The following is a 22864-nucleotide window of genomic DNA, read 5'->3' on the forward strand; positions in this document are numbered from 1 at the left end:
CGCGGGGAGTCCGCGCCTTCCCTTCCACAACCCAAGGAGCACGCAGTGGCTGGAGTAGTGCATTTCGAGATCCCCGCCGATGACAACCAACGCGCCAACACCTTTTACCAGAGCGCGTTTGGCTGGACCCTGAGTCCCATGCAGGAGATGGACTACACCATCGCCATCACCACGCCGTCGGACGAACAGACAGGCACGCCAAGCGCGCCAGGGGCCATCAACGGGGCCCTGTTCCCCCGCACGGACAACCTCAAGACCCCCATCATCACCATCGATGTGGAGGACGTGGACGCCGCGCTGGCGCAGGTCGAATCCGCTGGGGGTACTGTCGCCCAGGCAAAGGACGCCGTTCCCGGCATGGGCTATTACGCCTATTTCAAGGACACCGAAGGCAACACCTTGGGCCTCTGGCAGACAGATTCCTCGGCAGGGAGCTGAGCCCCGGGCAGGACCTGTGGCGGCAGGCGGTAACTTTGTACCTATGAAGTACGCGCAGTCCGTCCTGGACCTCATCGGAAATACGCCGCTCATCAAGCTCAACCACGTGACGGAAGGCCTCAAAGCCACTGTCCTGGTCAAGCTGGAATACATCAATCCCGGCGGCTCCATCAAGGACCGCATCGCGGTGAAAATGATCGAAGAGGCCGAACGGACCGGCAAACTATTGCCCGGCGGGACCATCGTTGAGCCGACGTCGGGCAACACTGGCGTGGGTCTGGCGCTCGTCGCCCAGCAAAAAGGCTACAAATGCATCTTCGTGGTGCCGGACAAGGTGGGCGAGGACAAGCGCGCCGTGCTTCAGGCTTACGGCGCCGAAGTCGTGGTCACACCCACGTCCGTCGCCCCGGACAGCCCCCAGAGCTACTACAGCGTCTCGGACCGTCTGGTCACGGAAATTCCGGGCGCCTACAAACCTGACCAGTTCTCCAACCCGGCCGCCCCCGGCAGCCACTACGAGACCACGGGACCGGAAATCTGGCAGGACACGGACGGCCTGGTGACGCACTGCGTGATCGGCGCCGGCACTGGCGGCACCATCACCGGCGCCGGCCGTTACCTCAAGGAGATCTCGGCGGACCGTCCGGAGGCCGGCGGCGGCCGGGTCAGGATCATCGGGGCGGACCCCGAAGGTTCGGTCTACTCCGGCGGCACCGGGCGCCCGTACTTCGTCGAAGGCGTCGGCGAGGACATGTGGCCGGCCAACTACGACAAATCCGTCCCGGACGACGTCATCGCCGTCACCGACGCCGATTCCTTCGCCATGACCCGGCGGCTGGCCCGCGAGGAAGGGCTGCTGGTTGGCGGCTCGTCCGGCATGGCCGTGGTGGCCGCGCTGCAGACCGCCCGAGACCTCCCCGAAAGCGCCGTGGTGGTGGTCGTCCTGCCCGACTCCGGCCGCGGCTACCTGGCCAAAATCTTCAACGACCAGTGGATGCGTTCGTACGGCTTCCTCTCCGGCGGCGAAGAAGCGTCCGTGGGCGAGGTCATCAAGTCCAAGACCGGCGAGCTGCCGGATCTGGTCCATATCCACCCCAACGAGACCGTCCGCGACGTCATCAACATCATGAACGAGTTCGGCGTCAGCCATATCCCGGTCCTTTCGCAGGAACCGCCCGTGGTGATGGGCGAGGTCCTCGGAGCCGTGGATGAGCGCACCCTGACCTCCAAGCTGTTCCGCGGCGAGGCCAAGCTGACGGACAAGATCTCCGAGCACATGGGGCCCCGCCTGCCGGTCATGGGCTCGCTGGAAACCATCTCCGCAGCCCGCGAGCTGCTTTCCGACGTGGACACCGTGATGGTGACGTTCGTCGGCGCCCCCGTGGGTATCCTCACCCGCCACGACCTCCTCGCCTACCTCAGCAACTAGCTAAAGGAACTCCATGTCTGTTTCTGAAAACCAGGGTTTCAACACGCGCGCCGTCCACGCCGGCCAGGCTTTCGAGCCCCGCACCGGCGCTGTGGTCCCGCCGGTGCACTTCAGTTCCACCTACGCCCAGGACGGCATCGGCGGGCTCCGCGACGGTTACGAATACGGCCGCGGCACCAACCCCACCCGTGACGCCCTGCAGGAGCAGCTTGCGGCCCTCGAAGGCGGAACCCACGCCTACTCCTTCAGCTCCGGCCTTGCAGCGGAGGACTCGCTGATCCGGGCGCTGACCCGGCCGGGCGACCATATTGTGCTCGGCAACGACGCCTACGGCGGCACGTACCGGCTCATCAGCCGCGTGCTCGGCGACTGGGGGATCGGCAACACCCCCGTGGACATGGCGGACGTGGATGCGGTGCGCAAAGCTGTGGCCGCGAACAAAACCCGCTTCGTCTGGGTGGAGACCCCCTCCAACCCGCTGATGAAGATCACCGACATCGAGGCGCTCGCCGCGGTAGCGCACGACGCCGGGGCCCTCCTCGTGGTGGACAACACCTTCGCGTCCCCCTACCTGCAGACCCCGCTCGCCTTGGGTGCCGACGTCGTGGTTCACTCCACCACCAAGTACATCGGCGGGCACTCCGATGTGGTGGGCGGCGCCGTTGTGGTCAACGACGCGGACCTCGCGGAGAAGATCGGCTTTGTGCAGTTCGCCGTGGGTGCGGTGTCCGGCCCGATGGACGCGTTCCTCACCACCCGCGGCCTGAAGACGCTCGGCGTGCGCATGGACCGGCACAGCGACAACGGCCAGGCCGTGGCCGAATGGCTGCTCGAACGCCCCGAGGTGGAGGCCGTCCTGTACCCGGGCCTGCCCTCCCACCCCGGCCACGAGCTGGCGAAGAAGCAGATGAAGAAGTTCGGCGGCATGGTGTCGGTCCAGTTCAAGGGTGGCGAAGCGGCTGCCCGCACCGTTGCGGAAAACACGTCGGTGTTCACGCTGGCGGAATCCCTGGGCGGCATCGAATCGCTGATGAACTACCCCTCGGAGATGACCCACGCATCGGTCAAGGGCACTGAACTGGCTGTTCCCGTCAACCTGATCCGGCTGTCTTGCGGCATCGAAGACGTGGAAGACCTCATCGCCGATCTGGAGCGGGCCTTCACCTTCCTCAAGTAGTACCCTCTCCGAACACTGGCACCCTGGCTTTCTTCAAGAAAGTTAGCTAGGGTGACTTTATGGTACTCCGCTCCGACTGGTCCCAGCGCAACTGCAGCCTGGCACGCGGTCTCGACATTTTGGGTGACCCCTGGAGCCTGCTCGTGCTCCGCGAGGTCTTTTTCGGCAACGGGCGTTTCGACGCCATGAAGTCCCGGCTCGCCGTCGCGGACTCGGTACTCACCAGGCGCCTGGTGGGTCTCGTGGAGTCGGGGCTGCTCAAGAAGAAGGCGTACGACGACGGCGGCCGCCCCCGCCAGGAGTACGTCCTGACTCCTAAGGGTGAGGACGCCCTCCCGGTGCTGAACGCTGTGGTCATGTGGGCGGAAAAGCACCTCCCGGGGCCCTCGGACCAGGCCCACATGTATGTCATCCACTCCGGCTGCGGCCAGCGGACCAGCTCCGCGGACACCTGCACCGGCTGCGGGGAGCGGCTCACGGCCGCGAACACGAGCTGGCACAGCCTCACCCGGACGGACGCGCCGGTGCAACTGGCCACCGCCGCATGAGCGGCACCGAAACAACCCGCCGGCGACGGAGTTCGGCTGGTCCACCGTTCTGTCCGCAGCCGTCAGCATCAACCTGGTGCTGTTTGGCCTGACCGCTCCCTTCGCCGCGGCCCTGATGGAACGGTTCGGGATCCGGGCCGTCGCCGCCACCGCCCTGGTGATGATCGGCGCCGGCAGCGCGCTCACGGTGCTGGTCAACCAGTCCTGGCAGATCCTCCTGACCTGGGGACTGTTGATTGGGTTGGGCACCGGCTCCATGGCCCTCGTCTTCGCCGCCACCATCGCCAACACCTGGTTCTCCAAGAGCCGGGGCCTGGTGATCGGCATCCTCACCGCCGGCAGCGCAGCCGGCCAGCTGGTGTTCCTGCCGTTCATCGCCATGCTGGCCCAGGATCCGGGCTGGCGGCAGGCATCGCTGCTGATCGCCGCAGGCGCGTTGGCAGTGGTTCCGCTGGTGCTGAAGTTCCTCAAGAACTCACCGGCCGACGTCGGCGCCTTGCCTTACGGTGAAACGGCACCTGAGGAGGGAACGGCTGCGGCCCCTGCTGCGGCAGCGGACCCCGTGGAAAGTGGGCGCAGCAGCAACGCCGCAGTGCGCGCCCTGCAGGTGCTCAAGCGGGCCAGCACAGTGCGGACGTTCTGGGCGCTCGTGGCCGGATTCGCGATCTGCGGGGCCACCACGAACGGGCTGATCGGCACCCACTTCATCCCCTCCGCCCACGACCACGGCATGCCCGAAACCACAGCGGCCGGGCTGCTCGCCGTCGTCGGGATCTTCGACATCCTTGGCACCATCGCCTCCGGCTGGCTGACCGACCGCTACAACCCCAAAATCCTGCTGGCCGTCTATTACCAGTTCCGGGGGATCGGACTGCTGGTGCTGCCGCTGCTCCTGAGCTCCACCGTCCAGCCGAGCATGATCGTTTTTGTGGTGATCTACGGCCTGGACTGGGTGGCTACGGTGCCGCCCACCGCGGCAATCTGCCGGAAAACGTTCGGCGCCGACGGCAGCGTGGTGTTCGGCTGGGTGTTCGCGGCCCACCAGTTGGGCGCGGCCGCCGCTGCCCTCGGCGCCGGCGCCATCCGCGACGCCACCGGCCAGTACACCTACGCCTGGCTCGGCGCGGCCGCGATGTGCACCATCGCCGCCGTGATCAGCGCGACCATCCGGAAGGACGCAGCCGCCAAGGAACCGGTCCCGGCAGGGGTCGCGTAGCTGCTACCGGAACGCGCCGAGGCCCGTGATGTGTTGACCCAGCACTAGCGTGTGGACCTCGTCAGTGCCCTCGTAGGTGCGGACGGATTCCAGGTTGGCCGCATGCCGCAGCGGAGAATAGTCCAGTGTGATGCCGTTGCCGCCGAGGATGGAACGGGCTTCGCGGGCAATCTTGATGGCCTCGCGCACGTTGTTCAGCTTGCCCAGCGAGATCTGCTCGGGCCGCAGTTTGTGCTCGTCTTTGAGGCGCCCCAGATAGAAGGCCAGCATGGTGCCCTTCTGGATCTCCAGCAGCATGTTCACCAGCTTTTCCTGCGTGAGCTGGTACCCGGCCAGCGGCTTGCCGAACTGCAGCCGGTCCAGGGAATACGCCAGGGCGGCCTCGTAGGAATCACGCGCGGCGCCCATGGCACCCCAGACGATCCCGTAGCGGGCCTCGTTCAGGCACGTAAACGGCCCGCGCAGGCCCAGCGCGCCCGGCAGCATGGCCTCCGGTCCCAGCCGGACGCCGTCGAACACCACATCGCACTGGATGGAGGCACGCATGGACAGCTTCTGTGCGATGGGGGTGGCCGTCACGCCCGGCGTTCCGGCCGGCACCAGAAAGCCGCGGATGCCGTCGTCGGTTTTGGCCCACACCACCATCACCCCGGACACCGAGGCCAGCCCGATCCAGCGCTTGGCGCCGTCCAGGACCCAGCCTGCGTCGTCCCCGGCACCGTCCCGGCGGGCAAAGGTGGTCATGGAGGACGGATCGGACCCCGCCGTGGGTTCGGTCAGGGCGAAGCAGCCGATGACCTCGCCGGCCGCCATCCGGGGGAGCCACTCCTGCTTCTGGTCCTCCGAACCCCATTTGTGGATGGCCGTCATCGCCAGGGATCCCTGCACCGAAACAAAAGTCCGGATCCCGGAGTCGCCGGCCTCGAGTTCCATGGCGGCCAGGCCGTATTCGACGGCGGTACGGCCGGGGCAGCCGTAGCCTTCCAGGTTCATTCCCAGGACGCCCAGTTCGCCGAGTTCGGTAGCGAGCTCCAGCGGAAAGACGGCGTCGTCATACCAGCGGGCGATGTTCGGTTTGATCCGCTGGTCGGTGAAATCTCGGATTCGCTGCCTGAGCGCACGCTCGTCAGCGCTCAGCAGCGCATCAAGGGCCAGGATGTCCGACGGGTCCGGTGCGGCGGGTACTTCGGCGGTGACTTCAGCGTCGCTCATCTGAGTATCTTAAGCCGAGGTCGATCTGGCGGCCGCCGCCGTCGGCTTTCCGGTGAAGTACTCCCGCGTTGACGGCAGGAACCGGCAGGCCACGGCCAGGACGACGCCCAAGGCCAGGAGCACCACGCCGCTGACAAACGCCCCGCCGACACCGAATATCTGTGTGTCACCGTACGCCGGATCCCACATCTGGACGGCGGAAATGAAGAACGCCGCTGAGAGGATCATTGCACCGAACAGCGGAAGGATGCCGCGGAACCACAGGTTGCGGGCCGATTCGCGGAAGGTGCCGCGGAAATACCAGAAGCACGCGTAGCCCGTCAGCGCGTAGTAGAAGGCGATGAACAGGCTGATGGCGCTGATGGAATCGGAGAGCAGGTTTTCGCTGAGGAAACTCATGGCCACGTAGTACACCACGGCCGCTGCGCCCATCACCCGGGTGGAGAATCCAGGGGTCTGGTTGCGCGAGTGGACTTCGCCGAACTTAGGCGGCAGCGCACCGTGCACGCCCATCGACAGTGTGCCGCGGGCCGTGGGCAGGATGGTGGTCTGCGTGGAAGACAGGACCGAAGCCAGTACGGCCACCACAATCAGCCAGGCCCACGGACCCAGGACCACGTCCTTCATCGCCAGGAAGACGTCGGCCTGGTTCGCTTCGTTGCCCAGGCCAATGCCCTCGGTGCCTACCGTGGCGTACATCATCACCAGCAGGGCCACCGAGACATAGATGGCCACCAGGGCAAAGGCTGAAATCACGGCGCCACGTCCCGGCGTGGTGGACGGGTTCTCGGTCTCCTCGTTCACCGCGAGGCAGGTATCCCAGCCCCAGTAGATGAACAGGGCAAGGAGCGAACCGTGCACCACGGCGAACGGGTCCGCGAAGGCGCCGGCCGGGTTGAACCACTCGAAATCGAACGCCTGTCCCTCCGGTGCCCCGCCCGCGATCCTGACGATGATGGCCAGCGCGAAGATGCCCAGCGAGACGTATTGCACGTACGTCAGGACGCGCTGGACGTGCTCACCCAGCCGGATGCCCCGGAAATTCACCAGGGTCATAAAGACGATGAACAGCACACCGGTGGCCGTGACCACCACCTTGTTTTCGGCCAGCGAGCCGTCGCCGATCAGCAGCCACAGGTACTGGCCTGCCATCTGTGCCAGGTTGGCCAGTACCACGATGCCGGCCAGGGCAACACCCCAGCCGCCCAGCCAACCGGCCCAGGGACCGAACGCCCGGCGGGACCAGATGAACGTGGTGCCGCAGTCCGGCATGGCGCTGTTCAGCTCACGGAAGGCGTAGGCGATAAACAGGACGGGGATGAACCCGAGGACCAGGATCAGGGGAGTGTAGTTTCCGTTGACGGCCACGATCAGGCCCAGCGTGGCGGCCAGCGAATACACCGGTGCCGTAGACGCGAGGCCCAGCATGACCGAGTCGCCGAGGTCCAGGATCCCCGCGCGGAGCCCCTTGGCGGGGACGGCGCCACCGGAGGATCCGCCGGAAGCGCCGCCCGCCGTCGTCGTCTCCGCACTCATACGGTCACCGGGCTCGGGAATATCAGGGGGCTCATAGTGCGATACCTGCCTTGCTGGAGTGGGCCTGCGCTGCAAGCGGCGCTGGGGCGTCAATGGTGTTGGGCACAAAACGGCAGAAGTAATCGGTGATGGGGCCGTCCGATTCCCGGATCCCGCAGCCCACTGACTCGCCGTCCACCACCCACAGGCCAAGGACGGGGTGGTTGCCGTCGAAGTCCGGCAGCGCATGGAACTGCTGGTAGCACCAGCCCTCACGGCCGTACCCGCCCGGCTGCTCCAGGCTGATGCCCGGGGCATGGATCCTGATGTTGTCGCCTTCGCGCCCGTGCAGCGGCTTGGCCACCCATTCCTTCAGGGGCCCGGGCTCGTTGAGGTAGGCGGGCAACAGGTTGGGGTGGTCCGGGTACAGGTGCCACAGCGCGGCCAGCAAGGCCTTGTTGGAGAGCAGCATCTTCCACGCAGGCTCCACCCAGCGGGGATTGTGTGCGCGCTGCAGCAGCCGGTGCCCGAACGGCTCCTTCATCATCAGCTCCCAGGGGTACAGCTTGAACATGGTGCTGATCATAAAGTTGTCCAGGTCCACAAAGCGGTTCAGGTTGGGATCCCAGCCGATATCGGACATGTTGATGCCGATGGTGGTCCAGCCCGCCTGGCTGGCCACGTCCCGCATGTATCCGGCCGTCATCCAGTCCTCGCCGGACTCCTCAGCCTCGGAATGGGCAATGTGGAGCGTGCTCATTCCGGTGCGGTACTGCATTTTCTTCCACTGACGGATCAGGGCCTCGTGGATGCCGTTCCACTGGTCCCTTTCCGGGAACACGTCCTGCAGCCAGAACCATTGCGCGACGGCGGCCTCGATCAGGCCGGTGGGGGTGTCGGCGTTGTACTCCAGCATCTTGGCGGGCCCGCCCTGGCCGTCATAGATAAAGTCGAAGCGCCCGTAGACGTCCATGTCCGCGGCCTGCAAAGAGTCAGCCGCGAGCTCCAGCGCCTGCGGACCGATGCCGATGTTCCCCATGGCGCCCGTGGCCAGAAACTTGGCTGCCTCCAGGCACATCTTGTGCATGTCCTCGGCCGTGACCTCCAGCGTCTCAACCTCGTCCATGGTGAATTCGTAGTAGGCGGCCTCGTTCCAGTATTCGATCTTCTTACCGTCGGGCATGGTGGTGGTGGAGAAGACCAGGCCCTGCTCTTCGATCTTCTGCTTCCAGTCAGGCCTGGGCTCCGATAACAACCGCTTCACGCCTAGCCCCCCGTGCTTCCACCTTTGGAGCTGCTGCCAAAGCCGCCCCTGCTGACCGTTCCGCCCTTAGTGCTGTACCCGGTGGACGCCTTGGCGCCGCTGGGGATGGTGCTGGTGTAGCTCGGGTACGAGGACCGGTTCTGACCCACCCCGGGAACGCTGGCGCCGCGGGAGTAGAAGTACCACGCGTAGAGTGCACCGCTGCGGCCGGCCGAACTGTTGCACTGCGTGTCCTCCACGCGCTCGCCGGTTTCGTCGTTGAAGCAGACCTGGGCGTAGTCGGCCTCGTCCTGGTTGCTGGCCACGACGGCGGTGATGGTGCCCGCGAGGAGCGCAGTGACACCCAACCCCACCACAACGGTCCGCCGCTGGGAACGCTTCTTGCGCGCGGCCACATCATGGGCCTGGCGCTCGCGGTCCCGGGCGAAGGGATCAACCGTGGGAATGGGTTCATTCAGGAGTTCAGGACGCAACTCCGGCTTGGGAACCTGCCAGGGCGGCGGTTTCGGCGCGCCCTGGACCTTGGCTTGGTCTTTGTCCGGACCGTTGCCTTGGTCCTTTTCCGGGTCCATGACGTCCCCCCTGGTAGTCCATGCTGAATGTGGGCGCAGCTGTGCGCCGGAAGCTCAATCCTAAGTTCAGCCTAGCCGCTGCCCTGGCCAGCTGCGAGAGGAAACCGGGGGAGAAGTCCCCACCCTGCCGCAGAGTCCCAATGCGGGCCCGGGAACCTACACTGGAGCCATGGAAACCGCATCTGTGCTTGCCATCTGCCGCGTCCACCAACTCCTTGCCGATGAGGGGAACGTGGGGGTCACGGCCATCGACAAGCGCCCGGTGGAGGGCCCGGTCCGTGTTCACAGGCTGGGCCTGCACGGCGACGTCCAGGCGGACCGGATCAACCATGGCGGGGAGGACCAGGCCATCTACGCCTACTCCCAGGAAGACGCGGACTATTGGGCCGGCGAGCTCCAGCGCGATCTTCCGCCCGGGATCTTCGGCGAAAACCTTCGCGTGTCCGGCATCGAAACCACCGGTGCCATCATTGGAGAGCGCTGGAAGATCGGGCTGGACGTGGAGCTGGAAGTCACCTCCCCGCGCACGCCCTGCGCCACCTTCCAGCGGCGCCTTGACGAACCCCGCTTCGTCAAGCGCTTCACGGAGGCAGGGCGCGTGGGCGCCTACCTCAGGGTGATCCGCACCGGCAGCATCCAGACCGGGGCCCACATCCACCGTGTCTTTGTGCCCAACCACGGCATCACTGTCGGCAAGTGGTTCAGCGAGCCTGACCTGGAGTCCATGGAAATCCTCCGGGACGCAGACGCCGACGGCGAGATCCGCCTGCAGCAACCCGAATTCAGCCAGAAATTCGAAGCCCTGATACGGCGGTCAGGCCGGTAACGGCCCGCTGGAGTCGCGGGCAGGGGAGCTATGTGCGCAAGCTCACCTCCGTCGTCGTACGTTCAATTAGCCGCAAAGCGGATCCGTACCTTACACTTGAAACATCCCCCACTCCGGAAATCCCTTATTCCTGCCCAATTTTTGAGGCAGGACTGGCAAGTGTTGGGGCCCGCCATTGTGATGCGGGCATTTTCATAGGGAGAGCCGGCTAAAGAAAACGCTGTACAGACTGCTGGGATAGCAGCCAAGAGATGCAGCGGGAAGTCCTGCCACGGGATTGCGAAAGCGCCGGACTTCTAAGTGACCGGCCGGTCAATGTATGCCCGGCACCCACGGCACACGTATTGCGGCTCCGCTCACCTCGGGTTGTGCCGCCTGGCCCCCTATGGATGAGGAAATTTCCCTATGCCTGAAAATCAGACCAACGACGAGACAGCTTTCACCGCCGAAGCAGTAACGGCCGAAACCGTCGCAGTCGAATTCACCGAGGCCGTTGCCCCCGCAGCAGAGCCCGCCGCCACTGAAGCTGAAGCCCCCGCCAAGGTCGAAGAGTCGCCCGCCGCTCAGACCGAGGCGCCTGCTGCCAAGGTCGAAGAAGCCCCCGCCAAGGCCGAGGAAGCCGAAGAAGAGGGCGTCAAGTTCGCCGATCTCGGCATCGACGGCCGCGTCCTCGCCGCCCTGCAGGATGTCGGCTACGAAAAGCCTTCCCCCATCCAGGCAGCAACCATCCCGCTGCTGCTTGAAGGCCGCGACGTCGTGGGCCTCGCCCAGACCGGCACCGGTAAGACTGCAGCATTCGCAGTACCGGCACTGTCCCGCCTGGCCGAGCTCCACGACCTCAACGGCCCGTCCCGCAAGACCCAGGCCCTGGTCCTGGCCCCGACCCGCGAGCTCGCGCTCCAGGTTGCCGAGGCCTTCACCTCGTACGCCAAGCACATCGATGACTTCACCGTCCTCCCCGTCTACGGCGGCTCCGCCTACGGCCCCCAGCTCGCCGGCCTGCGCCGCGGTGCCCAGGTTGTTGTCGGTACTCCCGGCCGTGTGATCGACCACATCTCCAAGGGTTCCCTGGACCTGTCCGAGCTCCAGTACCTGGTGCTGGACGAGGCCGACGAAATGCTGCGCATGGGCTTCGCCGAAGACGTGGAGCAGATCTTCCAGCAGACCCCGTCGGACCGCCAGGTTGCACTGTTCTCGGCCACCATGCCGAGCCAGATCCGCCGCATGTCCAAGCAGTACCTGAACAACCCGGCCGAGATTTCGGTCAAGTCCAAGACCACCACCGGCGCCAACACCCGCCAGCGGTACCTGCAGGTCATGGGCCCGCACAAGCTTGACGCCCTGACCCGCATCCTCGAGGTCGAAGAGTTCGACGGCGTCATCGCCTTCGTGCGCACCAAGATGGCCACAGAGGACCTGGCTGACAAGCTGAAGGCCCGCGGCTTCCAGGCTGCAGCCATCAACGGCGACATCCCGCAGCAGCAGCGCGAACGCACTGTCGAGGCGCTGAAGGAAGGCCGCATCGATATCCTGGTGGCCACCGACGTCGCGGCCCGTGGCCTTGACGTTGAGCGCATCAGCCACGTGGTCAACTACGACATCCCGCACGACACCGAGTCCTACGTCCACCGCATCGGCCGCACCGGCCGTGCAGGCCGTTCCGGCGACGCCATCCTGTTCATGACGCCGCGGGAGAAGTACCTGCTGCGTTCCATCGAGAAGGCAACCCGCCAGCCGGTAGAGCAGATGCACCTGCCCACGGCCGAGAGCGTGAACACGCTGCGCCTGGGCAAGTTCGCCGAGCGCATCACGGAGACCCTCGCGTCCGAGGACGTTGCCCCGTTCCGCGACCTCATCTCCTCCTACGAGGAAGAGCACAACGTGCCGGCTTCGGAAATCGCTGCCGCGCTGGCCGTGATGGCCCAGGGTGGACAGCCGCTGCTGGTCAAGGAACTGGCCGCAGCTCCCGATTTCCAGAAGCGCGAGCGCTCCAAGGACGGCTTCGGCTCACGTGGCCCGACCCGTACCCTCACCGAGGGCAACGCCACCTACCGGATCGCCGTCGGACGCCGCCAGCGCGTTATGCCGGGTTCCATCGTTGGCGCCATTGCCAACGAAGGCGGCATCTCCTCGGCCAACATCGGCGGCATCGACATCCGTGCGGACCACTCCCTCGTGGAGCTCCCGGCGGACCTTAGCGCCGACCAGCTGAAGGCGCTGTCCCGCACCCGGATCGGCGGCGAGCTGATCCATCTCGAGCTGGACAACGGCCGCAAGCCCTCCGGCGACGGCGGCGGTTACCAGGGCAACCGTGGCGGCGACCGCGGCGGATACTCCGGTGGTGGCAACCGTGGCGGCGACCGCGGCGGTTACTCCGGCGGTGGCTCCGGTAGCGGAGACCGTGGCGGCAACTTCAAGGGCAACGGCGGGTTCAAGAAGGAATTCCGCAAGACCGACGGCGAGCGTAGCTCCGCTGACCGCGGCGGCCGCTCCTTCAGCGACCGCAACGAGCGCAGCGTGGGCACCGACGCGGCACGCAAGCCGCGCACCGAAGGCGGCTTCAAGCCCCGCAACAAGTGGTAATCACTGCTTCCTAAAGTGAACTGAGAACGGGCCGGCTTCCTGCCGGCCCGTTCTGCTTTAACTTTGCCGCTTAAGTTCGCTTGGTCACATCCTCTTAGGGATCCGTCCCCGGGCCGGTTCATTGGCCGTCCGAAGGCCCCAGGGAGCCCGAATTTCCGGCACTTTTGGCGCTTTTGGCATCCTTCGGAAGCCGATTTGTTGGTGGCCAAATCTTCCGGTAGAGTATTTACTCGTTGCCCCCCTAGCTCAGTGGTAGAGCGCGTTCTTGGTAAGAACGAGGTCACCGGATCGATTCCGGTGGGGGGCTCTGGATGAGGGCCTGTGTCAAGGCGGTTTTTGACCGGCTTGGCGCAGGTTTTTCTCATTCGTGGCGGTGTAGCTCAGTTGGTTAGAGCGCACGACTCATAATCGTGAGGTCGGGAGATCGAGCCTCCCCACCGCTACAGGCTAAGCCCCCGGAATCCCACGAGATTCCGGGGGCTTTTCTGTTCTCCAGCCGAGCTAGCGTGTTTCCATGGCGCTAGGCAGTGACAAGCGAGGCTTTTCGCCGTAGCTTTGCAGCACTTGGCGATGGGGATATCGGTGGACTTCTTCGAAACAATCATGGTTCCGTTCAAGTGGCTGGTGTCCGCCATCATGGTTTGGTTCCACGATGTCTTGAGCACTATCGGCATGCCTGCTGCGAACGGCTGGACGTGGACTTTCTCCATCATCGGGCTGGTGCTGATCATTCGTGCCGCCTTGATTCCAGTGTTCCTGAGACAGGTCAACGCCCAGCGCCGGATGCGGCTCCTGCAACCGGACCTGAAGAAGCTGCAGGACAAGTACAAGGGCAGGACCGATCAGCTGTCCCGGCAGGCCATGGCGCAGGAGCAGATGGCCCTGTACAAGGAACACCGGACCAATCCTCTCTCCGCCTGCCTGCCCGTGCTGATCCAGGTACCGTTCTTCTTCGCCCTCTTCCAGGTCCTTTCCGGAATCACAGGTGCAGCCAGGCAAGACCAGGGCATCGGAGCGATGAGTCACGAGCAGGTGGTGCAGTTCGACGAGTCGAGCATTTTGGGCGCCCCGCTGTCAGCGTCGGTGCTGCACGGCGGGGGTGATCCGGCCGCGGTAGCAGTCCTGACTATCCTCATGATCCTGGCCATGACGGCCGCACAGTTCATCACGCAAAGACGGATCATGGCCAGGAGTATGCCTGAGGAATCCGCGGATAATCCCTTGATGCGACAGCAGAAGATGATCCTGTATGTCTTGCCGCTCATCTTCGGCGTTGGCGGCGTCCTCTTTCCGATCGGCGTCCTGATCTACTGGACCACCACCAACCTCTGGACCTTGGCGCAACAGTTCTTCATTAAGTGAGTGGCGAGCTCTCGGCGCTAAGGACGGGGCATAGCGCCGAGAGCCCACCCCTCAGCGCGGGCGCGCCTACCCAACACCGGGCGACGGCGGCATAATGGGCCGCATGGGCCAGCTCATCTACTCAGGCATCGCGTCCCTGGACGGCTACGTGGCGGACCTGGACGGCAACTTCAGCTGGAGCGAGCCAGACGAGGAAGTCCATACGTTCGTCAATGATCTCGAACGCGATGTGGGCACCTACCTTTTCGGCCGCCGTATGTACCAGGTCATGTCTGTGTGGGAAACCTTCGATACCCCCGATCAGCCGGACTACATCCGGGACTACGCGCGCATCTGGCAAGGGGCAGACAAGGTTATCTACTCCACCACGCTCACCGGTGCGTCCACTGCCAAAACCAGGATTGAGCGGACCTTTGATCCTGGCGCTGTCCGGGAACTGAAAGGCACTACCGATACGAACATCAGTATCGGCGGCCCCACCCTGGCCGCCGCCGCGCTCCAGGCGGGACTGGTGGACGAATGCCAGTTGTTCCTGAACCCGGTTGCGGTCGGAGGGGGCCTGCGCTTCCTGCCTGGCGGCCAGAATCTGAAGCTTGAACTCCTCGAAGAGCACAGGTTCGGCAACGGCGTGGTCTACCTTCGCTACCGCACCCGTGAATGAGGGGCAGAATGGGGGCATGACCCGCATCGCTATCATCGGCGGCCACGGCAAAGTGGCCCTCCACCTGTCCGCGCTCCTCACCACCGAAGGGCACAGCGTCACCTCGATCATCCGCAACCCGGACCATGCGGCCGACGTCGCCGCTGCCGGCGCCACGCCGTCGGTCCTGGACATTGAAAATTCGACGACGGCGGCAATCGCCGAGGCACTCAGGGGCCATGACGCCGTGGTCTGGTCCGCCGGGGCCGGTGGTGGAAGTCCGGAGCGCACCTATGCGGTGGACCGTGACGCGGCCATCCGGTCGATGGACGCGGCGGCCGAAGCCGGCGTCGGGCGTTATGTGATGGTCTCTTACCTGGGCGCGGGACCGGACCACGGCATCCCAACGGAGAACAGCTTCTTCGCCTATGCAGACGCCAAAGCAGCGGCGGATGAGTACCTGCGGGGCACGCCACTGGCCTGGACCATCCTGGGCCCAGGAACTCTGACGGATCAGCCGGGGACAGGGCTTATCGAAGTGGACCCCGGCCGGGAAGGCAGTGGGGCAACCTCCCGCAGCAATACGGCCAGTGTGGCTGCCGCGGTGCTTGACCTGCCCGAGACGGCCGGCCGGACCATCGAGTTCCGCGACGGCACGCTGCCCATTGCCGCGGCACTGGAGCCGCGGCCGTAGCGCGTGGCCACCGCCCCTACGTGGTGGCCGCAAGCTCCAGGTCCAGCGCATGGGCCTCGACGTAGTCCAGGGCGTGCCGGACGGCTCCCACGGTCACGATCGTGTCGCCCAAGGGGGATACCGTGACGCGGGGGACCGTCGCTGTGAAGCGGGGCAGCAGGGCCGTGATACCGGGCAGCAGGGCGCTGGAGGATTCGGCGACGCCCCCGCCGATGACCACCTGCTCCGGGTTGACCATGATGGCCACCGATGCGATCACCCGCGCCACGCGCTCGGAGAGACGGTCGAGGACCGCGACGGCGGCAGGGTCGCCCGCCGCGGCGGCCGCGAAGACTTCGCGGGCCTCCACGGCGGGGTTCAACGGAGGGGCAAACCATTCGCGGGCCAGGGCGGCGATGCCGGCTGAGCTTCCTACGCCCTCGATCATCTCGAGGTATCCCATCTCGCCCGCGGCCCCGCAATGTCCGTGGAGCAGGCGCCCGGATTCGATTATTCCCGCGCCCATCCGCTCACTGGCCAGGATGACCACCAGGTCATCAACGCCGACGCCGGACCCCCGCCACCGTTCCCCCAGTGCGGCAAGGTTGGCGTCATTCTCCAAAAGCACCGTCCAGCCGTGGAGATCCTCGAGGGCGGCCCGGAGACCGACGTCGAACTGTCGCCAGAAGGGCTGGGTCACCAGAACCTTGCCGCTGCGGTCCACCGGGGCCGCCAGGCCGGCCGCGGCTGCCAGTACGGCGTCGGGCGTTGTGCCCGCTGCCTGCAGGGCGGCACGGCAAGCCTGGTCCACCACGCCGATCCGTTCCGCGGCCGGGATTTCCGTGGTGCGGAAGCGGCCGCTCGCGGTGCCCACGATGATTCCCCGCAGATCCGCAACCGTCGCGGTGGTTGTTGCGGCCCCGATGTCGATTCCCAGGACAAAGCCGGCCCGGGCGTTCAGTTCAAAGCGACGGGCGGGCCTGCCTTTCTGCGGACCTGCGCCGCGCGGGGAGTCCAGCTCGGCGATCCAGCCCCGCCGGATAAGGTCCTCGCATACCGCGATCACTGATGCGCGGGTCAGTCCCGTCCGCGCCATGAGGTCGGTTCCCGTGGCAACGTCCGTGTTGCGCAGGCAGCCCAGGACGGCGTGCGCATTGACGCGCCGCAGCAGCTGCGGGGTGGCGGCGCCGGTTTCGTGCATGTGTCCTTGACCTGTCAGAGAGTGGGGCCGGATAATGATCCCGAGAGTATATTTAGATTCTATCTAAATATACTCGTCCATCAGACCGGCCCGAACCCCTGAGGATTCCCTTGCATTCCACCGCCACGCTGGCAACCCTGTCCGACCCCGACCGCATGAGCGATCCCAACTGGTGGCGCCAGGCCGCGGTCTACCAGATCTACCCGCGCAGCTTCTCCGACTCCAACGCCGACGGCCTGGGTGACATCAAGGGCATCACGGCCAAGGTCCCGTACCTCAAGGCGCTGGGCATCGATTCCGTGTGGCTCAGCCCGTTCTACCCGTCGGCACTGGCCGATGGCGGCTACGACGTGGACGACTACCGCGACGTCGACCCCAAACTTGGCACCCTGGCGGACTTCGACGAAATGGCCAAGGAGCTGCACGGCGCCGGGATCAAGCTGATCGCGGACATCGTCCCCAACCACTCCTCCAACCGGCATGAATGGTTCAAGGAGGCACTCGCGTCGCCGGAGGGCTCCGCGGCGCGCGAACGCTATATCTTCCGTGACGGCAAGGGCCCCAACGGCGAGCTGCCGCCGTCGGACTGGCACTCTGTCTTCGGCGGGCCGGCCTGGGAGCGTATCACCGAACCTGACGGCACGCCCGGCCAGTGGTACATGCACATCTTCGCCAAGGAGCAGCCGGACCTGAACTGGTCCAGCCGCGAGGTCCGCGATGACTTCCTCAAGACCCTCCGCTTCTGGTCCGACCGCGGTGTGGATGGCTTCCGCGTGGACGTGGCCCACGCGCTGACCAAGGACCTGACCGAACCGCTGCTTTCCCAGCTGGAGCTCAGCGCTGCCAACACCGGCACGGACGGGTTCGACGACGGGACGCACCCGTTCTGGGATCGCGACGAAGTCCACGACATCTACGTCGAATGGCGCGAGGTCTTCAATGAGTACAACCCGCCGCGCACGGCCGTGGCCGAAGCGTGGGTTCACGCCACCCGCCGTGGCCGCTACGCCAGCCCCGAAGGCCTTGGCCAGGCCTTCAACTTCGACCTGCTCCAGGCCGCCTTCAATGCCGGGGAATACCGCGAAATCATCACGCGGAACCTGGCCGAAGCCAAGGAGACCGGTGCCTCATCCACGTGGGTGTTTTCCAACCACGACGTCGTACGCCACGCCACCCGCTATGGCCTGCCGCAGGGCACCGGCAAGCACGCCGGAAGCCAGGACGGCAAGGCCTGGCTGCTGGCCGGCGCCCCCGCCGAGGAACTGGACCTGGAGCTGGGACTGTCGCGTGCCCGCGCGGCTACCCTGCTGATGCTCGCGCTCCCGGGTTCGGCCTACCTCTACCAGGGCGAGGAGCTGGGGCTGCGCGAAGTCACGGAAATCCCCGACGCCGAGCGCCAGGATCCAGCGTTCTTCCGTGACCGCGGTGTGCAGATTGGCCGTGACGGCTGCCGCGTGCCGCTGCCGTGGAAGATGGAGGGAACCTCGTTCGGCTTTGGCGACGGCGGCGCGCACCTGCCCCAGCCCGACTGGTTCAGCAAGTACGCCGTTGAGGCGCAGGACGGCGCAGAGGGTTCCACCCTGGAGCTGTACCGCACCGCACTGAAGCTGCGCCGACAACTGCGGGCCAACGAGGATCTGGAGTGGGTGGAGACCGGCAACCCCGAGGTCCTGCACTTCCGCCGCCCCGGTAGCTGGCAGTCCGTCACCAACTTCGGGGACACCGCCGTCGAACTGCCGGCAGGAACGCTGCTGGTGAGCAGCTCCCCGCTGGAGGAGGGCAACCTGCCGGCGAACAGTACCGCCTGGCTGCGCTGATGCAGGAACTCATCTACGGATGCATGGGCCTTGGTGGCAGCTGGTCCGACGAACCGCATGGGATTGACCATGTCGAAGAGGCCGCTGCCGCCGTCGAGGCTGCGCTGGCCGCCGGCATCACGCTGTTCGACCACGCGGATATCTACCGCAGCGGCAAGTCCGAGGCGGTCTTCGGCGAGGTGCTGTCGGCAACGCCCGGCCTGCGGGATCGGATCAGGCTGCAGACCAAGGGCGGGATCCGGCTCAACGACGCGGGCTGGCCACGCACTATGACCTCAGCCGGGAATCCATCCTGGAACGGGTCGACGGCAGCCTGAAGAGGCTGCAGACGGACTATGTGGACGTGCTCCTGTTGCACCGCCCCGATCCGCTGACGGACGTTGCGGAGGTGGCGGCCGCCGTCGGGCAGTTGCTGGCCGAGGGCAAGGTGCGGGCGCTTGGCGTGTCCAACATGTCCGGCGCGCAGATCCAGGCCCTGCAGGATCGGCTGGAGGTGCCCGTGGTGGCCAACCAGCTGGAGATGAGCCTTCTGAAGCGCGCCTGGCTGGAGAGTACCGTCCTGGTGAACCATGCCGAGTCGCTGGACTACAGCTTTCCGCACGGCACGCTGGAATACTGCACGAGCAACGGCGTCACCCTCCAGGCCTATGGTGCGCTGGCCCGCGGGCTGTACACCGGTGCGGGTCCGGATGACCCGACGGCGGCGGAAGCTGGCACTGGAGTGCTGGTGGGGGAGCTGGCACGGGAGCACAACACCACCGGGGAGGCGGTCCTCCTGGGCTGGCTCATGAAGCACCCCGCTGGGATCGCGCCGGTGATCGGGACCGTGAATCCGGCAAGGATCGCTGCCTGCGCGGACGCCGCACGGGTGGCAGAAGCCCTGACGCGGGCCGAGTGGTACGGGCTATGGGTTACTGCGCGGGGCAGCAATATCCCCTGAGGCGGTCAGAGGGTTGTGAGAAGCCCGGCCACGTCGTCAAGTGCTCCTGGAACCAAGGAGTAATAGGCCCAGGTTCCGCGCTTTTCGCGGTGCAACAGACCTGAGTCCACCAGGATTTTCAGGTGGTGGGAGACCGTGGGCTGGCCCAGGTCCAGTGACGCTGTCAGGTCGCACACGCAGGATTCGCCGGAGGACTGGGCCTTAACCATGGACAGCAGCCGCAGCCGGTTCGGGTCGGCCAGGGCTTTGAAGACCAGGGACTTCTGCTTGGCCTCATCAGCGCCCAGGGCGGGGTGTCCTGCCGGTGTACAGCAGGCTTCTTCCGTACTCGGCTCAAGGGTGGGGAGCACGTTCATGTACCCATTATGCCTGAATATTGACCAGCATCAATGTATGGAGTGCGCGTTCCCTGCCCGTCGGTGCGGGCGACGCTTAGGTGCTCGTCTTTGCTGAGGAGTGCGGAAGAACGACGTCGTCCGCGGTTCGCGCGGCGGAGGGGAAGAGTACGACGACCAGTCCCAGGCCTACCGCCGCTCCGATCAGCTGCGCCAGGACGAAGCCGGGAACGGAAGCAGGTGCGATGCCGGCGAACGTGTCACTGAACATGCGGCCGACGGTCACTGCCGGGTTCGCGAACGACATCGAGGACGTGAACCAGCACGCGGCTCCAATATAGGCACCCACGGCCGGAGCTGCGAGGGCGCCCCGGCTGGTAGCAGCGAGGGCGAAGATCAGCAGGACGAGTCCTGCAGTGGCGATGACTTCTCCCAATAGGGTCCCGGTAGTGACGCGGTCTTTGACCGAGATGGAGGTTCCCACCTCAAACATGGCGTTCGCGAGAACGCTGCCACTGATTGCGCCGACGGTTTGGGCAGCCACGTAGGTGCCGAGCTCCGGCAGGGTTAACCCGGTTCCGCTTCGCCGGCCCAGCATCCAGTCCACGAGCGAGACCACAGGATTGAAGTGCGCGCCGCTGACGGGGCCGAACACGAGGATCAGGACGGACAAACCCAGGACGGTGGCGGTGCTGTTCTGGAGCAGTTGCAGGCCCACGTCATCGGGGGAAAGCTGCTGCGCGGCGATCCCGGAACCGACGACGATGGTTACGAGCAGGCTGGTGCCGAGCAGTTCGGCGACGGCGCGGCGCCACAACGGCGACTGGTTGGAAGTCATGCCAACAAGCTTGACTCAAGAAATTAACTCAGTCAAAATTGAACCAATGATTACTGAGCCAGTTGAAGCCTTTCAGGCGCGGGTCGCAAAGCATGCCGCCCTCGCAGATCCTGCGCGGCTGCGCATTGTGGACCTGCTGACATTGGGCGACGTTTCCCACACAGAACTGCAGGCCGAGCTCGGAATGCCGTCCAACCTGCTGTCCCACCATCTGCGCACACTGGAAGGAGCGGGCCTGGCGACCCGTCACCGATCCGAGGCGGACCGGCGGCGTAGCTACTTCCGGCTTACCCAAGGGGCGCTCGAAGGGCTGGCGCCGGGGGCTGAGCGCGGGGCCCGTCGTGTCCTCTTCGTCTGCACGCGGAACAGTGCCCGGTCGCAACTGGCCACCGCGCTCTGGAATCAGGTCAGTAAAATCCCCTCGACCTCGGCCGGAACTCATCCCGCGGATAGCATTGCGCGGGGGGCCATCCATGTCGCCCGCCGCCACGGCGTCACTCTCGCAGACCTCGCCCCGCGCCGGCTGGACCAAGTGGCGCGCGATGAAGACCTCGTCGTGACCGTGTGCGACAACGCCCATGAGGAACTCCCTGGCCTGGGAGGCATCCACTGGTCCGTCCCGGATCCCCTGCGGCTCAATACTGCCAAAGCCTTCGAGGACGCCTTCAGTGACATTTCCCACCGCATCGACGACCTCTCGCCCCGCCTGCACGCCGCTTAATGCCGCAATATATTGACAAGCATCAATATGTAACCTGATACTCACTGTATCGATCACTATCAATGTTCTGATTCCAGGAGAAACCCGTGAGCACCGAAACCGCCAAGAAGCCCTCCGTCCTGTTCGTCTGCGTCCACAACGCCGGCCGTTCCCAGATGGCCGCCGCCTTCCTCACCACGCTGTCCAAGGGCGGCATTGAGGTCCGTTCCGCAGGCTCCCAGCCCGCCGACAAGGTCAACCCGGCCGCCGTCGAGGCCATGGCGGAACTGGGCATCGACATGTCTGCAGAGATCCCCAAGGTCCTCACCACCGAGGCCGTCAAGGAGTCCGACGTCGTGATCACCATGGGCTGCGGCGACGAATGCCCGTACTTCCCGGGCAAGCGCTACGAGGACTGGGTCCTCGAGGATCCAGCCGGGCAGGGCGTGGGCGCTGTCCGCCCCATCCGCGACGAAATCAAGACCCGCATCGAAGGACTCATCGAGTCGCTGATCCCGGCCGCCAAGTAACCCACCCCCGCGCATTTTCGAGAACCAGGAGAGAACTTCGTGAGCACCGAACAGTTGATCATCATCGGGTCCGGTCCCGCCGGCTACACGGCCGCCATTTACGCCGCCCGCGCGGGTCTCGCCCCGTTGGTCCTGGCCGGCTCGGTCACCGCCGGCGGTGCCTTGATGAACACCACAGAAGTGGAGAACTTCCCCGGTTTCCCGGGCGGCGTTCAAGGACCTGAGTTGATGGACGGGCTGCAGGAACAGGCGGAAAAGTTCGGCGCCCGCATCGTGTTCGACGACGTCACTGACGTCACGCTGGCAGACCATCTCAAGCGCGTGGTCACCGGAGCCGGCGAGACCCACGAGGCACCTGCGGTCATCCTTGCCACCGGCTCGGCCTACAAGGAACTGGGTCTGCCGGAGGAGAAGAAGCTCAGCGGACACGGCGTGTCCTGGTGCGCCACCTGCGACGGCTTTTTCTTCCGCGAACAGGACATCATCGTGGTCGGCGGCGGCGACTCCGCCATGGAAGAAGCCACCTTCCTGACGCGGTTCGCGAAGTCCGTGACCGTCGTCGTCCGCAAGGGCGAGCTGCGTGCCTCCCGCATCATGGCCCAGCGGGCCAAGGACAACCCCAAGATCAGCTTCGCCTGGAACTCAGCCATCACTGCCATCCACGGCGAACCCAAAGTCACCGGCGTCACCCTCACCGACACCCGCACCGGGGAGACCCGCGAACAGTCTGCCACCGGGATCTTCGTGGCCATCGGGCACCTGCCCCGCACTGAACTCGTCGCCGGACAGGTTGACCTGGACGACGACGGCTACATCAAGGTCGACTCGCCCACCACCGTCACCAACCTCGCCGGCGTCTTCGCCTGTGGCGACGCCGTGGACCACCGCTACCGCCAGGCGATCACGGCCGCTGGCACCGGCTGCGCCGCCGCCCTCGATGCGGAACGCTACCTCGCCGCACTGGAAGACGCGGACAGCATCGCCACGGCGCTGGTCGAAGAGCCGACCCACGCCTGACCACCCAAGGTAGGGAGAGGGGGTGAGCTGG

The 22864-nt window shown here is 65.6% G+C and carries 20 protein-coding genes, 2 tRNA genes and 2 pseudogenes; 17 read left to right on the top strand and 7 right to left on the bottom strand.

Features of this window, described 5'->3' with window-relative positions:
- Nucleotides 1–45: 45 nt before the first annotated feature.
- The 5 genes and pseudogenes from ACZYZ4_RS11560 to ACZYZ4_RS11580 all read left to right on the top strand — a co-directional run.
- Complete coding sequence (locus tag ACZYZ4_RS11560; RefSeq protein WP_463861027.1) at nt 46–438, top strand: VOC family protein; 393 nt, start codon at nt 46–48, stop codon at nt 436–438.
- A gap of 43 nt (nt 439–481) precedes the next feature.
- The gene (locus tag ACZYZ4_RS11565) at nt 482–1867 is read left to right on the top strand and encodes a cystathionine beta-synthase (RefSeq protein ID WP_463860972.1); all 1386 of its coding nucleotides are present in this window, start codon (nt 482–484) and stop codon (nt 1865–1867) included.
- A gap of 13 nt (nt 1868–1880) precedes the next feature.
- The gene (locus tag ACZYZ4_RS11570) at nt 1881–3044 is read left to right on the top strand and encodes a cystathionine gamma-synthase (RefSeq protein WP_463860974.1); all 1164 of its coding nucleotides are present in this window, start codon (nt 1881–1883) and stop codon (nt 3042–3044) included.
- Nucleotides 3045–3103: 59 nt separating this feature from the next.
- Nucleotides 3104–3592: a winged helix-turn-helix transcriptional regulator gene (locus ACZYZ4_RS11575; RefSeq protein ID WP_463860976.1), complete on the top strand. Its 489-nt coding sequence runs from the start codon at nt 3104–3106 to the stop codon at nt 3590–3592.
- Nucleotides 3593–3608: 16 nt separating this feature from the next.
- Nucleotides 3609–4808: pseudogene (locus ACZYZ4_RS11580) on the top strand (MFS transporter); the annotation flags it as partial.
- Nucleotides 4809–4811: 3 nt separating this feature from the next.
- On the opposite strand, the gene ACZYZ4_RS11585 reads toward ACZYZ4_RS11580, so the two are convergent.
- The 4 genes from ACZYZ4_RS11585 to ACZYZ4_RS11600 are packed head-to-tail and all read right to left on the bottom strand — an operon-like array spanning nt 4812 to nt 9371.
- Nucleotides 4812–6020: an acyl-CoA dehydrogenase family protein gene (locus ACZYZ4_RS11585; protein WP_463860978.1), complete on the bottom strand. Its 1209-nt coding sequence runs from the start codon at nt 6018–6020 to the stop codon at nt 4812–4814.
- A 9-nt stretch (nt 6021–6029) separates the two neighbouring features.
- On the bottom strand, nt 6030–7556 hold the full coding sequence (locus ACZYZ4_RS11590; RefSeq protein WP_463860980.1) for an APC family permease: 1527 nt from the start codon (nt 7554–7556) through the stop codon (nt 6030–6032).
- Between the two features lie 31 nt (nt 7557–7587).
- Nucleotides 7588–8799, bottom strand: a complete 1212-nt coding sequence (locus ACZYZ4_RS11595) for a glutathionylspermidine synthase family protein (RefSeq protein ID WP_463860982.1) — start codon at nt 8797–8799, stop codon at nt 7588–7590.
- Nucleotides 8800–8801: 2 nt separating this feature from the next.
- Nucleotides 8802–9371 (bottom strand): Tat pathway signal protein, encoded by a 570-nt coding sequence (locus ACZYZ4_RS11600; RefSeq protein ID WP_463860983.1) that lies wholly within the window; start codon nt 9369–9371, stop codon nt 8802–8804.
- Between the two features lie 169 nt (nt 9372–9540).
- Between ACZYZ4_RS11600 and ACZYZ4_RS11605 the strand changes: the two genes are divergently transcribed.
- The 7 genes from ACZYZ4_RS11605 to ACZYZ4_RS11635 all read left to right on the top strand — a co-directional run bounded on the left by ACZYZ4_RS11605 (nt 9541) and on the right by ACZYZ4_RS11635 (nt 15476).
- The gene (locus ACZYZ4_RS11605; RefSeq protein ID WP_463860985.1) at nt 9541–10197 is read left to right on the top strand and encodes an MOSC domain-containing protein; all 657 of its coding nucleotides are present in this window, start codon (nt 9541–9543) and stop codon (nt 10195–10197) included.
- 405 nt (nt 10198–10602) lie between these two features.
- Nucleotides 10603–12780, top strand: a complete 2178-nt coding sequence (locus ACZYZ4_RS11610) for a DEAD/DEAH box helicase (RefSeq protein ID WP_463860986.1) — start codon at nt 10603–10605, stop codon at nt 12778–12780.
- Nucleotides 12781–13015: 235 nt separating this feature from the next.
- Nucleotides 13016–13087 (top strand) — tRNA-Thr (locus tag ACZYZ4_RS11615).
- Nucleotides 13088–13149: 62 nt separating this feature from the next.
- Nucleotides 13150–13223 (top strand) — tRNA-Met (locus tag ACZYZ4_RS11620).
- Between the two features lie 139 nt (nt 13224–13362).
- A complete protein-coding gene (gene yidC / locus ACZYZ4_RS11625; protein ID WP_463861029.1) occupies nt 13363–14142 on the top strand; it encodes a membrane protein insertase YidC in 780 nt (259 codons plus the stop codon).
- 103 nt (nt 14143–14245) lie between these two features.
- Nucleotides 14246–14803 (top strand): dihydrofolate reductase family protein, encoded by a 558-nt coding sequence (locus ACZYZ4_RS11630; RefSeq protein ID WP_463860988.1) that lies wholly within the window; start codon nt 14246–14248, stop codon nt 14801–14803.
- A gap of 16 nt (nt 14804–14819) precedes the next feature.
- Nucleotides 14820–15476 carry an SDR family oxidoreductase gene (locus tag ACZYZ4_RS11635; protein WP_463860990.1) on the top strand — a complete coding sequence of 219 codons (657 nt, stop codon included), beginning with the start codon at nt 14820–14822 and terminating at the stop codon, nt 15474–15476.
- A gap of 16 nt (nt 15477–15492) precedes the next feature.
- On the opposite strand, the gene ACZYZ4_RS11640 is transcribed toward ACZYZ4_RS11635, so the two are convergent.
- Nucleotides 15493–16656: an ROK family protein gene (locus tag ACZYZ4_RS11640; RefSeq protein ID WP_463860992.1), complete on the bottom strand. Its 1164-nt coding sequence runs from the start codon at nt 16654–16656 to the stop codon at nt 15493–15495.
- A gap of 110 nt (nt 16657–16766) precedes the next feature.
- Here ACZYZ4_RS11640 and ACZYZ4_RS11645 point away from each other — a divergent pair, with 110 nt between their 5' ends.
- A complete protein-coding gene (locus ACZYZ4_RS11645; RefSeq protein WP_463860994.1) occupies nt 16767–18473 on the top strand; it encodes a glycoside hydrolase family 13 protein in 1707 nt (568 codons plus the stop codon).
- A pseudogene (locus ACZYZ4_RS11650) lies at nt 18473–19413 on the top strand (aldo/keto reductase). The gene ACZYZ4_RS11645 and the pseudogene ACZYZ4_RS11650 overlap by 1 nt, the downstream one beginning before the upstream one ends.
- 5 nt (nt 19414–19418) lie before the next feature.
- On the opposite strand, the gene ACZYZ4_RS11655 reads toward ACZYZ4_RS11650, so the two are convergent.
- Together ACZYZ4_RS11655 and ACZYZ4_RS11660 are read right to left on the bottom strand one after the other, a co-directional pair.
- Nucleotides 19419–19769 (bottom strand): ArsR/SmtB family transcription factor, encoded by a 351-nt coding sequence (locus ACZYZ4_RS11655; protein WP_463860995.1) that lies wholly within the window; start codon nt 19767–19769, stop codon nt 19419–19421.
- A gap of 76 nt (nt 19770–19845) precedes the next feature.
- On the bottom strand, nt 19846–20586 hold the full coding sequence (locus ACZYZ4_RS11660; protein ID WP_463860997.1) for an aquaporin: 741 nt from the start codon (nt 20584–20586) through the stop codon (nt 19846–19848).
- A gap of 46 nt (nt 20587–20632) precedes the next feature.
- On the opposite strand from ACZYZ4_RS11660, the gene ACZYZ4_RS11665 reads away from it, so the two are divergent.
- From ACZYZ4_RS11665 to trxB, 3 genes are all read left to right on the top strand, one after another.
- Nucleotides 20633–21307 carry an arsenate reductase/protein-tyrosine-phosphatase family protein gene (locus ACZYZ4_RS11665; RefSeq protein ID WP_463860999.1) on the top strand — a complete coding sequence of 225 codons (675 nt, stop codon included), beginning with the start codon at nt 20633–20635 and terminating at the stop codon, nt 21305–21307.
- An 86-nt stretch (nt 21308–21393) separates the two neighbouring features.
- Entirely contained in the window at nt 21394–21816 is a 423-nt protein-coding gene (locus ACZYZ4_RS11670) for an arsenate reductase ArsC (RefSeq protein WP_463861000.1), read from the top strand.
- Between the two features lie 39 nt (nt 21817–21855).
- Nucleotides 21856–22833 carry a thioredoxin-disulfide reductase gene (gene trxB / locus ACZYZ4_RS11675; RefSeq protein WP_463861002.1) on the top strand — a complete coding sequence of 326 codons (978 nt, stop codon included), beginning with the start codon at nt 21856–21858 and terminating at the stop codon, nt 22831–22833.
- Nucleotides 22834–22864 lie beyond the last annotated feature (31 nt).

The organism is Pseudarthrobacter adonitolis (assembly GCF_055412845.1).

Coding starts and splice junctions, on each gene's coding strand:
- ACZYZ4_RS11605 (WP_463860985.1), top strand. CDS start 9,541: ATGGAAACCGCATCTGTGCTTGCCATCTGCCGCGTCCACCAACTCCTT.
- ACZYZ4_RS11570 (WP_463860974.1), top strand. CDS start 1,881: ATGTCTGTTTCTGAAAACCAGGGTTTCAACACGCGCGCCGTCCACGCC.
- ACZYZ4_RS11630 (WP_463860988.1), top strand. CDS start 14,246: ATGGGCCAGCTCATCTACTCAGGCATCGCGTCCCTGGACGGCTACGTG.
- ACZYZ4_RS11565 (WP_463860972.1), top strand. CDS start 482: ATGAAGTACGCGCAGTCCGTCCTGGACCTCATCGGAAATACGCCGCTC.
- ACZYZ4_RS11575 (WP_463860976.1), top strand. CDS start 3,104: ATGGTACTCCGCTCCGACTGGTCCCAGCGCAACTGCAGCCTGGCACGC.
- ACZYZ4_RS11610 (WP_463860986.1), top strand. CDS start 10,603: ATGCCTGAAAATCAGACCAACGACGAGACAGCTTTCACCGCCGAAGCA.
- ACZYZ4_RS11635 (WP_463860990.1), top strand. CDS start 14,820: ATGACCCGCATCGCTATCATCGGCGGCCACGGCAAAGTGGCCCTCCAC.
- ACZYZ4_RS11590 (WP_463860980.1), bottom strand. CDS start 7,556: ATGAGTGCGGAGACGACGACGGCGGGCGGCGCTTCCGGCGGATCCTCC.
- ACZYZ4_RS11640 (WP_463860992.1), bottom strand. CDS start 16,656: ATGCACGAAACCGGCGCCGCCACCCCGCAGCTGCTGCGGCGCGTCAAT.
- ACZYZ4_RS11655 (WP_463860995.1), bottom strand. CDS start 19,769: ATGAACGTGCTCCCCACCCTTGAGCCGAGTACGGAAGAAGCCTGCTGT.
- ACZYZ4_RS11600 (WP_463860983.1), bottom strand. CDS start 9,371: ATGGACCCGGAAAAGGACCAAGGCAACGGTCCGGACAAAGACCAAGCC.
- ACZYZ4_RS11660 (WP_463860997.1), bottom strand. CDS start 20,586: ATGACTTCCAACCAGTCGCCGTTGTGGCGCCGCGCCGTCGCCGAACTG.
- ACZYZ4_RS11665 (WP_463860999.1), top strand. CDS start 20,633: ATGATTACTGAGCCAGTTGAAGCCTTTCAGGCGCGGGTCGCAAAGCAT.
- ACZYZ4_RS11585 (WP_463860978.1), bottom strand. CDS start 6,020: ATGAGCGACGCTGAAGTCACCGCCGAAGTACCCGCCGCACCGGACCCG.